Genomic DNA, 12,352 nt, shown 5'->3' with positions numbered 1-12,352 from the left:
GGGCAGGCCGGGGCGCTAGGCTCACGCCGGTACCAATCGGAGAGCCTCTTCATGGACGGACGCGAGACCTGGAGCCGGTACTGGGCGTCGGGCCAGACCCATAGCTGTTTCGCCGGCGGCCAGCCCTTCGACACGGGCTTTGTCTGGAAAGGCTTTTTCGACGCGCTGGCGCCAGGTGCGCGGGTGCTGGATCTGGCCTGCGGGGCGGGCGCGCTGACCCGGCTGGCTGTTGCGCATTCCCATGGCTTTACGGTGACCGGCGCGGATTACGCCCAGGCGCTGGCGCCGGTCGCGGGCGCACGCCTGGTGGCCGGTGCCGCCCTGGAGGCTCTGCCGTTCGAGTCGGACGTCTTCGATGCCGCCATTTCCCAGTTTGGACTGGAATATGCCGACACCCGGGCGGCGCTGCGTGAAGCGGCGCGCGTGCTGGCGCCCGGCGGGCAGCTGGGCGTGCTGGCCCATGCGCGCGATGGCGAAGCGGTGGCGGCGGCCCGCACGCGAATCGCCCGCGCGGCCAGTCTGATCGCGCCAGACGGGCTGGCGGCCCAGGTGCGCGCACTGGGCGAGGCCCGTGCGCGCGGGCAGGATGAGTCGCCGGTGCTGGAGCGTGTGCGCCGCCTGTTCGCCGAGGAGGCCGCCCGTACGCTCGACGAGACAACGCACTGGGCGATGAGCTTCCTGGCGGAAATACTCAACAAGAAAGACCGCTTCCCGCCGCCTTACCTCATTGAGAATGCGCAGACCGTACTGGACGAGGTCTCGGCGCATAGCGCGCGGCTGACATTGATGACGGACGCCTCTCTGGATGAAACCGCGGCGCGCGCGCTGGCAGAGGCCGCGCGGGCCGCCGGATTATCCACAGGTGGCCCTGAATCGGTGCACGACAGCGCAGGACGGCCCGTGGGCTGGTGGCTGCACGGCGAATTGAGCCCGAGCAGCCGCTAAAGAGTATACCAACTTTATTGCGGACCGCCGCTTTCTTTGGCTCGTATGGCAAATCCCGGTGCGTGCTGACGGCTTAAAACGCAGCAATGACACGGCATTTGCTGTGATGCTTGATCTGCAGCGGTGCCGGTGCCGGCGGGCGCGGCTGGGGCGGCGGCTGAAAGGAAGTGGTGCACCTGCGCCACAGCTTTGAAAAATGACGGGCATTCTCGAAGTATGACACTCTGGCAAGGTTGACGTGACAGTCGGGCGACAACTAGCGTTGCGCCGGTGACGGGATCTCCCGTCTCGAAAGGCCGCGCGCGCTCCGGATCAGCTTTCCGGGCCGCCGTTGTCAGGAAACCGCTACTCATTCGGGGAGAATAAAAGTGAAGCGAAGCATGTTGAAGTCTTGCCTGCTGGCAAGCACGCTCATCGGGGGCCTCACCGCCACCGCGCCTGCGCTCGCGCAGGAAGAGGAAGCCGCGCAGCCGCAGACCAGCGACGTCATCCGCGTCACCGGTACGCGTATTGCGAACCCCAACCTCGTGTCGGTCAGCCCGGTCACCCAGGTTGACGCCGAAGAGTTCCGCCTCTCGGGCACCACGCGCGTGGAAGACCTGCTGCGCACCCTGCCGCAGGTGACCCCGTCGCTCGACGCGTTCTCCGTAAACCCGTCCACCGGCACCGCCTCGGTCAACCTGCGCGGCCTCGGCACCAACCGGACCCTGGTCCTGGTCAACGGACGCCGTCTGCAGCCGGGCGGCATCCGCACCCAGGCTCCTGACCTCAACCAGATCCCCGCCGCGCTGATCCAGCGCGTGGAAGTCCTGACCGGCGGCGCCTCGGCGGTGTACGGCGCGGACGCCGTGGCCGGTGTTGTGAACTTCATCATCGACCGCAATTTCGAAGGCGTGTCGATCAATGCCGGCGTCTCCGGCTATCAGCACAACAACGACAACGAATACATGCAGGGCCTGCAGACGACCGCCGGGTTTGATTTCCCGACGGGCTCCAGCGGCATTGACGGCCGGGCCTATGACATCGATTTCGCCATCGGCGGCTCGTTTGCCGACGGCCGTGGCCATGCCAGCGGTTATGTGACCTACCGCAAGAACGAAGAGCTGATGCAGGGCGACCGCGACTATTCGTCGTGCGCGCTGCTCGCCAGCGCTACGGCATGTGGCGGTTCGTCGACGTCGATTGTTCCGAACTTCCTGGCTATTGGCAGCAGCCCGGACGGCAACCTGAACTTCTCTTTCATCAACTTTGATCAGGCCGGAACATGGCGGCGTGGCATTGGCGAGCTCTACAACTACGCTCCGGTCAACTTCTATCAGCGCCCGGACGAGCGCTGGACGTTTGGCGCGTTCTTCAACTATGAAATCAACGCCATGTTCCGGCCCTATCTGGATGTGGCGTTCGCGAACACGAACACGACCGTGCAGATTGCTGAGTCCGGAACGTTCTTTACCGACCAAATTGGCTTTGAATGCACCGATCCGCTGATCAATTCGCTGTGCACCGATCTCAACATCACGCCGAACCCAACCGGTGCCGATATCACTCTTTTGGTTGGCAAGCGTAACAATGAGGGCGGCCCGCGCACCTCGACGATCGATTCGTCGGCCTGGCGCTGGACCGCGGGTACCGAGGGCGATCTGGGTGGCGGCTGGTCGTATGACGCCTCCTTCACCTATGCCTCGACCTCGTCCAGCGAGATCACCCAGAACGACTTCCTGCGCTCGCGCACCCGTGCTGCCCTGCTGGGCTGCCCGACGGGCTCGTTCGCCGGTTGCATCCCTTACAATCCTTTTGTGCCGAATGGCGTCACCCCGGCGGCGGCGCAAGCCCTCGGCGGCACCGGCGTTCTGACCGGCCGCACCGAGCTGATCACCGCCAACACCTTTGTGACCGGCAACCTGCCGTTCACCCTGCCGGCGGCGTCGGACCCGATTGCTGTTGTGGCGGGTGCCGAATATCGTCGCGAAAGCTATCAGACCCTGTCTGACAGTGAAATCCAGGCTGGTGGGTATACCGGCCGTGGTGGTCAGACGCCGAATATCGGCGGTGAGTACGACGTGTACGAAGCCTTCGGTGAAGCGATCGTGCCGCTCGTCCAGGGTGCTGCTTTCGCAGAGGAAGTGTATCTGGAGCTGGGCTACCGCTATTCCAACTATAACACCTCCGGCGGTGCCACGACCTACAAGATCCTGGGTTCGTGGGCTCCCGTTTCCGAGCTGCGTGTCCGCGGCGGTTTCAACCGCGCCATCCGCGCCCCCAATGTTGGCGAACTGTTCTCGCCGACCTCGGGCGGTCTGTGGGCGGGTGAGGATCCCTGCGCCACGGCGACACCACAGTTCACGGCCGCCCAATGCGCCCTGACCGGCGTGTCTGCGGCCCAGTACGGCAATATCAACAAGAGCCCGGCCGACCAGTACAACCAGATCACGGGTGGCAATACGAGCCTGAGCCCGGAATCGGCTGATACGTGGACGTTCGGTGTGGTGTTCCAGCCGTTCGACAGCCTCAGCGTGACGGTCGACTATTACGACATCCAGATCGCGGACCGCATCGGTACGGTTGGTGCCTCCAACATCCTGCGCGGTTGCGGCCTGACGGGCGATGCCGGGCTGTGCGGCCTGATCCAGCGTAACCCGGTTTCGGGTGACCTGTGGTCGGGCACGGCGGGTGAGCCGGGCAATGGTGTTGTCCGCAACCAGACCGCCAACTTCGGCAATCTGATCTGGCGTGGCGTGGACTTCAACGTCGCGTGGGCCGGTGAAGCGCCGCTGATCGGGGGCAATCTGAGCGCCCTGTTCAACGGCTCGATCGCGCTCGAGCAGACCATCGATCCGCTGCCGGGCATCAACGATGCCGCCGCCTATGACTGCGTCGGCGTCATCAACCCGGCTTGCGCCACCTCCGACTGGCGTCACACCGCCCGCCTGAGCTATGACATGGGCAGCTGGTGGTCGGCGTCCGTGCGCTGGCGTTACTTCAGCGAGATGGACTACACGCTGCAGAACGGCACGCCGGGCACCACCGACCGTGGTCTGGTCAACAATGGCAACGTGCTCGACGCGATCAGCTATTTTGACGTGTCGGCCCAGTTCGACGTCCTGGAGAATACGCGCCTGACTCTCGGCGTGAACAACATCCTCGACGAAGAGCCGCCGCTCGTGGGTGGTTCGCTCGCGAACAATGCCAACTCGCTGACCGGCTACGATCAGGTCGGCCGTTACCTGTTCGCCCGCATCAACCTGCGTTATTGATTGCGGCGCGTCTTCAGGACGCCTATGAAGACTGCGGCGGCGGGCATTGCCCGCCGCCGTTTTCTTTTTTTAAGGCCTGAGCCAGGCCAGACGGGTGCAGAAATTTTGCAGCACCCTGTTTGCATCTGGCTGCAGGCGATGTAAAAGCACCGGCTCTGGCGAAGGCGGGCGTCAATGCGCCGCGTTAAGCCTGCGTGCGACACAGGGGTGTAGCTCAGCTGGTAGAGCGGCGGTCTCCAAAACCGCAGGCCGGGGGTTCGAGCCCCTCCGCCCCTGCCAGGCGCGCCAGTCGTGCGTCTGGTGACAGCGATTGAGAAAGATGGTCTGACGCCATGGCGCGAGACACGAAAAACCGCCCGCCGGCGAAACCGGCCGCCAGCGGCCGAAGCGGGACTTCGGGCGGCACGGCGGCTGCGCCGGCGCCCAAGAAGCCGTTCAACCCGCTGCGCTTCTTTGCCGAAGTGCGTCAGGAAGGCCGCAAGGTCACATGGACGGGCCGGCGCGAGACCCTGATCTCCACCATCATGGTGCTGATCATGACGGTCATCGCCGCCTTGTTCTTCTTCGCGGTCGACAGTGCGCTCGGCTTTATTGTTCGAAATCTGCTCGGTCTTGGAGCCTGACGCCGCATGTCCGCCAAATGGTACATCGTCAACGCCTATTCCAACTTCGAAAAGAAGGTGGCCGAGGCGATCCGGTCCGAAGCGGTCCTCAAAGGGCTTGAAGACCGGTTCGAGGAAATCATCGTACCGACCGAAGACGTCGTCGAGGTGCGCCGCGGCCGCAAGGTGAACGCAGAGCGCAAATACTTCCCCGGCTATGTGCTGGTGAAAATGGATATGACCGACGAGGCCTACCACCTCGTCAAGAACACGCCGCGTGTCAGCGGGTTCCTGGGCTCGGGCAAGCGCCCGCTGCCGGTGCCCGAATCCGAGATCAAGCGGATCATGGGCCAGATGGAGGACGACGCCGAGCGGCCGCGCTCCACCATCTCCTTTGATATTGGCGAGAGCGTGCGCGTGACGGACGGTTCGTTCATGGGCTTTGTCGGCACGGTCGATGATGTCGATGACGGCAAGGAGACCTTGAAGGTCGCCATCAATATTTTCGGCCGGGCCACCCCGGTCGAGCTGGAATTCACTCAGGTCGAAAAAGCGAACTGAGCGAAGCGACGGTGCGGGAGGCTTCGGCGAAGACCATGCCGGGGCCGTACCGCGCCACCCTTGGGGGGCCTCAAGGTCCCTCGTGACGTACAGGCGCGGCATCGGTCCGCGTCATTGGAGGAAGGGCTATGGCGAAAAAGATTACAGGTTACATCAACCTGCAAGTTCCCGCCGGCGCAGCCAACCCGTCGCCGCCCATCGGGCCGGCGCTGGGTCAGCGCGGCGTGAACATTATGGAATTCTGCAAGGCGTTTAACGCCAAGACGCAAGAGATCGAGAAGAGCACGCCGATTCCCGTGGTGATCACGGTGTATTCGGACAAATCCTTCACGTTCGTGACCAAGACCCCGCCGGCGAGCTTCTTCCTGAAGAAAGCCGCCAAGATCCAGAAGGGCTCCGCCACGGCCGGCAAGACCGCGCCGACGGCCAAGGTGACACGCGCCCAGTGCCGTGAAATCGCCGAAACCAAAATGGCTGACCTGAACGCGAACGACCTGGACGCCGCCACCCGCATTATCGAGGGTTCGGCTCGCTCCATGGGCATCGAAGTGGTGGAGTAGGCGTCATGGCAAAAATTGCAAAACGGATTGCTGCGGCGCGCACCGGCATTGACCGCGAAAAGGACCACAGCCTTGAAGCGGCAGTGGCTCTGGTCAAGGAGCGCGCTACGGCGAAGTTCGACGAGACCATCGAAGTGGCTGTCAATCTGGGGGTCGACCCGCGTCACGCTGACCAGATGGTGCGCGGCGTGGTGTCGCTTCCCAACGGCACCGGGCGCTCGGTGCGCGTGGCCGTGTTCGCCAAGGGTGCCAAGGCTGAAGAAGCCCTGAAAGCCGGCGCGGACGTGGTGGGCGCCGAAGACCTGTACGAGACGGTGGCCGCCGGTCAGATCGACTTTGACAAGGTGATCGCCACCCCGGACATGATGCCGCTGGTGGGACGCCTCGGCAAAGTGCTGGGCCCGCGCGGCATGATGCCGAACCCGAAGGTCGGCACTGTGACCATGGATGTGGCCAAGGCTGTGGCCAACTCCAAGGGCGGCGCGGTCGAGTTCCGTGTGGAGAAAGCCGGCATCGTGCATGCGGGCGTGGGCAAGGCCAGCTTCTCGCAGGACGCGCTGGTGGAAAACATCCGGGCGCTTCTGGCTGGGCTGGTGAAATCCAAGCCCGCCGGTGCCAAAGGGCAGTATGTCCGGCGTATCTCGCTCAGCTCCACCATGGGGCCGGGCGTGAAAGTCGATGTCACCGAGGCGTCTACGGGCGCCCCGACCGAAGCGGCCTGATCAGGCGCGCTTAGACAAGAGTTTTCCGCCCTCCGGCTCCTGGCCGGGTGGCGGGGTCAGGACCGGGCGCGGCGGCAGAGTCCGTCTCATCCGGTCCGACCTGTCCGAGATCCCGGGGGAGGGGCGTTACACGCGCCGCTCTTAATTCACACGGCCCCGGGTGAGACAGAGCGAGACCGAGTTTGTCCGGCGCGAGCCGGGGATGCTGGTTCGAGCCCTGGGGCAGGCAAGTCCGCGCTCGCGCGTCTTGCCCCGTATCACGGGCGGGCGTCTGGCGCGGCGGCTTGACGGGCCGCCCGCGGTGGGTGGTCCGAACGAAGGGAGACCGCAATGGATCGTACGACCAAAGTGACGGCGGTCGGGGAGCTCACGGAGATTTTCTCCGCTTCCGGATCTGTCGTCCTGGCCCGCTATTCGGGCCTTACCGTTGCGGAAATGACCAAGCTGCGCGGCGAATTGCGCGCCAAGGGCGGACGGCTGAAAGTCGTGCGCAACCGGCTCGCCAAGATCGCCCTGAAGGGCCAGAAGGGTGAAGAGGCCTCGAACATGTTCGAAGGCCCGATCGCCATTGCTTATTCTGAGGACTTCACCGCAGCGCCGAAGGTTGTCGTCGAGTTCGCCAAATCGAACCCCAAGTTCGAAATCGTCGGCGGCTTCATGGAAGAGAATATTTTCTCCGACGCCAAAAGCGTCGAAGCGCTCTCCAAGATGCCGTCGCGCGAAGAACTCATCGGCGCCATCGCAGCCCGTCTCATCGGCCAGGCCAGCGAGGTCATCTCGCGGCTTAACGCGCCGGGGTCCACCCTGGCCGGCCAGATTGAGGCGATCCGCGAGCAGGCAAGCAGCTGACGTCGTCTCCGCACACTCGAACCCGAACAACCCTGACCAACGCGAAGGAATATTATCATGGCTGATGTGGCCAAACTTGCTGACGAACTCCTGGGCCTGACGATTCTGGAAGCCAAGGAACTGAACGACATTCTCGAGTCCAAAGGCATCAAGGCGGCGGCTGCCGCCGTGGCCTATGCTGCTCCGGCCGGCGACGCCGGCGCTGCTGCGGAAGAGAAAACCGAATTTGATGTTGTGCTGGTGGATGCTGGCGACAAGAAAATCAACGTCATCAAAGAAGTCCGCGCCATCACTGGCCTGGGCCTGAAAGAAGCCAAGGATCTGGTCGAAGCCGGCGGCAAAACCGTCAAGGAAGGCGCCTCCAAGACCGAAGCCGAGGCTCTGAAAAAGCAGCTCGAAGACGCCGGCGCCAAAGTCGAGCTGAAGTAAGGATGTTGCGGCCAGCGGCGCCTCACAGCGCTGTGGCCGGAATATCTGGCGAACGCCTTGCGGGCGCATGGGGCTTCCCCGTGCGTCCGTAGCGGCGTCCGCACTGCCTGAATCGCCGCCTGGGTGTCCGTTCCGGAGCCAGGTGGCGGGCGCACGCTGCACGCCCGCACGGGGCGGCGGCGACGACCGGAACGGATGCCGGGGGCCTGGTCCCCGGGAGCGCAAGGCGCCGGGCAAGACCGGCGATAGGGAGCGAAAATGGGTCTGTCGTTCACGGGCAAGAAGCGCATCCGCAAATCATTTGGCCGCATCCCCGAAGCTGTGGTGATGCCGAACCTGATCGAGGTTCAAAAGCACTCCTACGAGCAGTTCCTGTTGAAGGAAATCGGCTCGGCCGGGCGCCCTGATGAAGGGCTGCAGGCGGTGTTCAAATCGGTGTTCCCGGTACGGGATTTCTCCGAGCGCGCGGTGCTGGAATTCGTCTCCTATGAGTACGAAGCGCCCAAGTTCGACGTTGAGGAATGCATTCAGCGCGATCTGACCTATGCCGCGCCGCTGAAGGTGAAGATGCGTCTCATCGTGTTTGATGTGGACGAGGAAACCGGCGCGCGTTCGGTCAAGGACATCAAGGAGCAGGATGTCTACATGGGCGATATCCCGCTCATGACCGACAAGGGCACGTTCATCGTGAACGGTACCGAGCGGGTCATCGTCTCCCAGATGCACCGCAGCCCGGGCGTGTTCTTCGACCATGACCGCGGCAAGACCCACGCGTCGGGCAAGTTCCTTTTTGCCGCGCGCATCATTCCCTATCGCGGCTCCTGGCTGGATCTCGAATTTGACGCCAAGGACATCCTGCACGTGCGCATCGACCGCCGGCGCAAGCTGCCGGCCACGACGCTGCTCTATGCGCTGGGCATGGACAAGGAAGAGATCCTGGGCACGTTCTACGACCGGATCACCTATGAGCGCGTCAAGGAAGGCTGGACGCTGCCCTATCTCAAGGAACGCTGGCGCGGCGTGAAGCCGGTGCGCGATCTTGTAGATGCGCGCTCTGGTGAAGTTGTGGCCCCTGCCGGCAAGAAGATCGCCGCGCGTGCCGCCAACAAGCTGGCTGAAGACGGTTTGACGCAGCTGCTGGTGTCCGCCGACGATCTGGTCGGGCGCTACGCCGCCGAGGATCTGGTCAATGTCGAAACCGGCGAGATTTTTGCCGAGGCTGGCGATGAGCTGACCGAGGAAGTGCTCGAGGCGCTGGCCGAAGCGGGCGTCGGGTCCCTGGACGTGCTCGACATCGACGGTGTCGCGGTGGGCGGCTACATGCGCACCACGCTGGCAGCCGACAAGAACGACACGCGCGAGCAGGCGTTGGTGGACATCTACCGTGTCATGCGCCCGGGCGAACCGCCCACGCCTGAAACGGCCGATGCGCTGTTCAACGGCCTGTTCTTCGATCCCGAGCGCTATGACCTGTCGCCGGTCGGCCGGGTGAAGATGAATATGCGCCTGGATCTCGAATGCCCGGACGATGTGCGCGTGCTGCGCCGCGAGGACATCATCGAGGTGCTGCGCGTGCTCCTGAACCTGCGCGACGGCAAGGGCGAGATCGATGACATCGACAATCTCGGCAATCGCCGGGTGCGGTCTGTCGGCGAGCTGATGGAGAACCAGTACCGCATCGGTCTCCTGCGCATGGAGCGCGCCATCAAGGAGCGCATGAGCTCGGTGGATATCGAGACCGTGATGCCTCACGACCTGGTCAACGCCAAACCGGCGGCCGCTGCGGTGCGTGAGTTCTTCGGGTCGTCTCAGCTGTCCCAGTTCATGGACCAGACCAATCCCTTGTCCGAAGTGACCCACAAGCGCCGCCTGTCGGCGCTGGGGCCGGGCGGCCTGACGCGCGAGCGCGCGGGCTTCGAAGTGCGCGACGTGCACCCGACCCACTATGGCCGCATCTGCCCGATCGAGACGCCGGAAGGCCCGAATATCGGCCTGATCAACTCGCTCTCGACCTTTGCACGCGTCAACAAGTACGGCTTCATCGAAAGCCCGTACCGCAAGGTGGAGAAGGGCAAGCTCACCGAACAGGTGGACTATCTGTCGGCCATGCAGGAGGCCCGCTTCGCTATCGCCCAGGCCAATGCCACGGTGGATGATGACGGCTTGCTGGCCAATGACTTCGTTAACTGCCGCGTCGGTCAGAACCGCGAGGCGACGCTGGTGCCGCGCGAAGACGTGGATTACATTGACGTGTCGCCCAAGCAGGTAGTCTCTGTGGCCGCAGCGCTGATCCCCTTCCTGGAAAATGACGACGCCAACCGCGCCCTGATGGGCTCGAACATGCAGCGTCAGGCCGTGCCGCTTCTGCGCAATGAAGCGCCGCTGGTGGGCACCGGCATGGAAGACGTCGTGGCACGCGACTCCGGCGCGGCCGTGGCCGCCCGCCGCGACGGCGTGGTCGAGCAGGTCGATGCCCAGCGCATCGTGATCCGGGCGACCGGTGATATCGGCGCAGCCGAATCCGGCGTCGACATCTACCGCCTGTCCAAATTCCAGCGCTCCAACCAGTCGACCTCGATCAACCAGCGTCCGATTGTGAAGGTGGGCGACCGGGTCCAGACCGGCGACATCATTGCCGACGGTCCGTCGACCGATCTGGGCGAGCTGGCGCTGGGGCGCAATATCCTCGTCGCCTTCATGCCGTGGAATGGCTACAACTTCGAAGATTCCATCCTGGTGTCCGAGCGCATCGTGCGCGATGACGTGTTCACCTCGATCCATATCGAGGAGTTCGAGGTAATGGCCCGCGACACCAAGCTGGGGCCCGAAGAGATCACCCGCGACATCCCGAATGTCGGCGAGGAGGCCCTGCGCAATCTCGACGAAGCCGGGATCGTGGCCATCGGCGCCGAAGTGGAAGCGGCCGACATCCTGGTCGGCAAGGTGACCCCGAAGGGCGAAAGCCCGATGACGCCGGAGGAGAAACTCCTTCGCGCCATCTTCGGTGAAAAGGCGTCGGACGTGCGCGACACCTCGCTGCGCCTGCCGCCGGGCGCCACGGGGACTGTTGTGGACGTGCGCGTGTTCAACCGTCACGGCGTGGAGAAGGACGAACGCGCCATCTCCATCGAACGCGACGAGATCGCGCGCCTGGGCGAAGACCGCGAAGACGAGCTGGCCATTCTGGAGCGCGACATCTTCTCGCGCCTGCAGGAAATCCTTCTGGGCAAGACCGCCGTGGCCGGACCCAAGGGCTTCAAGAAAGGCGCGGTCACCGAGGCCGCCCTGGACGAGACCCCGCGGTCGCAGTGGTGGAAGATCGGCCTCGATGACGAGAAGGCCATGGCCGAAGTCGAGGGCCTGAAGCGTCAGTATGACGAGTCCAAGGCCCGGCTTGACCGGCGCTTTGAAGACAAGGTGGAGAAGGTCCAGCGCGGCGACGAGATGCCGCCGGGCGTGATGAAGATCGTCAAGGTCTTCGTCGCCATCAAGCGCAAGATCCAGCCCGGCGACAAGATGGCCGGACGTCACGGCAACAAGGGCGTTATCTCCAAGATCATCCCGATCGAGGACATGCCGTTCATGGAAGACGGGACCCACGTGGATATCGTGCTGAACCCGCTGGGCGTGCCCTCGCGCATGAATGTGGGTCAGATCCTCGAGACCCATCTGGGCTTCGCCTGCAAGGGTCTGGGCAAGATGATCGGCGAGGCCTACGAGGCCTACCAGCGTGACGGCAAGGCCGAAAATCTGGCCAAGTCGATCCGCTACGCCTATGGCGACGATCAGGAACTGCCCGAGTCCGAAGAGGACCTGGCCGAGCTCGCCCGCAATCTGACCAACGGGATCGCCATCGCGACCCCGGTGTTCGACGGCGCGCGTGAGCCGGACGTGGTGGAGTATCTGAAAAAAGCCGGCCTGGACGAGAGCGGCCAGTCAACCGTCTATGACGGCCTGACCGGCGAACCGTTCCGGCGCAAGGTCACCGTCGGCGTCAAGCATATCCTGAAGCTGCACCACCTGGTGGACGACAAGATCCACGCCCGCTCCATCGGCCCGTACTCGCTGGTCACCCAGCAGCCGCTGGGCGGCAAGGCGCAGTTCGGCGGGCAGCGCTTCGGCGAGATGGAAGTGTGGGCCCTGCAGGCCTATGGCGCGGCCTACACGCTGCAGGAAATGCTCACCGTGAAGTCCGATGACGTGGCCGGGCGCACCAAGGTCTATGAGGCCATTGTGCGCGGCGACAACGCCTTCGAGGCCGGGATTCCGGAAAGCTTCAACGTGCTGATCAAGGAAATGCGTTCGCTGGGTCTGAACGTGGAGCTGGTCAACCAGTAACCGCGTACGAGCCCAGTCACAGCGCCCCTAAGTCATGGCGGCGGGAAGCCGGCCCCTCCGGCCCCCGCCGCCGCCACCGTCAAGGAGACGGA

At 64.1% G+C, this 12,352-nt stretch carries 9 protein-coding genes and 1 tRNA gene; all 10 read left to right on the top strand.

What is annotated here, in order from left to right:
- Positions 1 to 51 precede the first annotated feature (51 nt).
- Positions 52 to 945 (top strand): methyltransferase domain-containing protein, encoded by an 894-nt coding sequence (locus L2D00_05685; protein WBQ14174.1) that lies wholly within the window; start codon positions 52 to 54, stop codon positions 943 to 945.
- 380 nt (positions 946 to 1,325) lie between these two features.
- Complete coding sequence (locus tag L2D00_05680; protein WBQ14173.1) at positions 1,326 to 4,199, top strand: TonB-dependent receptor; 2,874 nt, start codon at positions 1,326 to 1,328, stop codon at positions 4,197 to 4,199.
- 203 nt (positions 4,200 to 4,402) lie between these two features.
- Positions 4,403 to 4,478 (top strand) — tRNA-Trp (locus L2D00_05675).
- A 53-nt stretch (positions 4,479 to 4,531) separates the two neighbouring features.
- The gene (secE, locus tag L2D00_05670; protein ID WBQ14172.1) at positions 4,532 to 4,822 is read left to right on the top strand and encodes a preprotein translocase subunit SecE; all 291 of its coding nucleotides are present in this window, start codon (positions 4,532 to 4,534) and stop codon (positions 4,820 to 4,822) included.
- Between the two features lie 6 nt (positions 4,823 to 4,828).
- On the top strand, positions 4,829 to 5,362 hold the full coding sequence (gene nusG, locus L2D00_05665; GenBank protein WBQ14171.1) for a transcription termination/antitermination protein NusG: 534 nt from the start codon (positions 4,829 to 4,831) through the stop codon (positions 5,360 to 5,362).
- Positions 5,363 to 5,490: 128 nt separating this feature from the next.
- Positions 5,491 to 5,922 carry a 50S ribosomal protein L11 gene (rplK, locus tag L2D00_05660; GenBank protein WBQ14170.1) on the top strand — a complete coding sequence of 144 codons (432 nt, stop codon included), beginning with the start codon at positions 5,491 to 5,493 and terminating at the stop codon, positions 5,920 to 5,922.
- Positions 5,923 to 5,927: 5 nt separating this feature from the next.
- Complete coding sequence (gene rplA / locus L2D00_05655; protein WBQ14169.1) at positions 5,928 to 6,644, top strand: 50S ribosomal protein L1; 717 nt, start codon at positions 5,928 to 5,930, stop codon at positions 6,642 to 6,644.
- A gap of 330 nt (positions 6,645 to 6,974) precedes the next feature.
- The gene (gene rplJ / locus L2D00_05650) at positions 6,975 to 7,493 is read left to right on the top strand and encodes a 50S ribosomal protein L10 (GenBank protein WBQ14168.1); all 519 of its coding nucleotides are present in this window, start codon (positions 6,975 to 6,977) and stop codon (positions 7,491 to 7,493) included.
- A 57-nt stretch (positions 7,494 to 7,550) separates the two neighbouring features.
- Positions 7,551 to 7,922 (top strand): 50S ribosomal protein L7/L12, encoded by a 372-nt coding sequence (gene rplL, locus L2D00_05645; protein WBQ14167.1) that lies wholly within the window; start codon positions 7,551 to 7,553, stop codon positions 7,920 to 7,922.
- Positions 7,923 to 8,180: 258 nt separating this feature from the next.
- The gene (gene rpoB, locus L2D00_05640; GenBank protein ID WBQ14166.1) at positions 8,181 to 12,260 is read left to right on the top strand and encodes a DNA-directed RNA polymerase subunit beta; all 4,080 of its coding nucleotides are present in this window, start codon (positions 8,181 to 8,183) and stop codon (positions 12,258 to 12,260) included.
- Positions 12,261 to 12,352: the final 92 nt, after the last annotated feature.

It is taken from the genome of Hyphomonadaceae bacterium BL14 (assembly GCA_027627705.1).
Taxonomy (GTDB): domain Bacteria; phylum Pseudomonadota; class Alphaproteobacteria; order Caulobacterales; family Maricaulaceae; genus Oceanicaulis.
Note: the sequence above shows the minus strand (reverse complement) of the source record. Positions and strands in the feature narration are given on the sequence as shown.

Excerpts from the sequence above, each read along its gene's own strand:
- rpoB (WBQ14166.1), top strand. The coding sequence starts at position 8,181 with ATGGGTCTGTCGTTCACGGGCAAGAAGCGCATCCGCAAATCATTTGGC.
- rplL (WBQ14167.1), top strand. The coding sequence starts at position 7,551 with ATGGCTGATGTGGCCAAACTTGCTGACGAACTCCTGGGCCTGACGATT.
- rplJ (WBQ14168.1), top strand. The coding sequence starts at position 6,975 with ATGGATCGTACGACCAAAGTGACGGCGGTCGGGGAGCTCACGGAGATT.
- L2D00_05680 (WBQ14173.1), top strand. The coding sequence starts at position 1,326 with ATGTTGAAGTCTTGCCTGCTGGCAAGCACGCTCATCGGGGGCCTCACC.
- rplK (WBQ14170.1), top strand. The coding sequence starts at position 5,491 with ATGGCGAAAAAGATTACAGGTTACATCAACCTGCAAGTTCCCGCCGGC.
- nusG (WBQ14171.1), top strand. The coding sequence starts at position 4,829 with ATGTCCGCCAAATGGTACATCGTCAACGCCTATTCCAACTTCGAAAAG.
- L2D00_05685 (WBQ14174.1), top strand. The coding sequence starts at position 52 with ATGGACGGACGCGAGACCTGGAGCCGGTACTGGGCGTCGGGCCAGACC.
- secE (WBQ14172.1), top strand. The coding sequence starts at position 4,532 with ATGGCGCGAGACACGAAAAACCGCCCGCCGGCGAAACCGGCCGCCAGC.
- rplA (WBQ14169.1), top strand. The coding sequence starts at position 5,928 with ATGGCAAAAATTGCAAAACGGATTGCTGCGGCGCGCACCGGCATTGAC.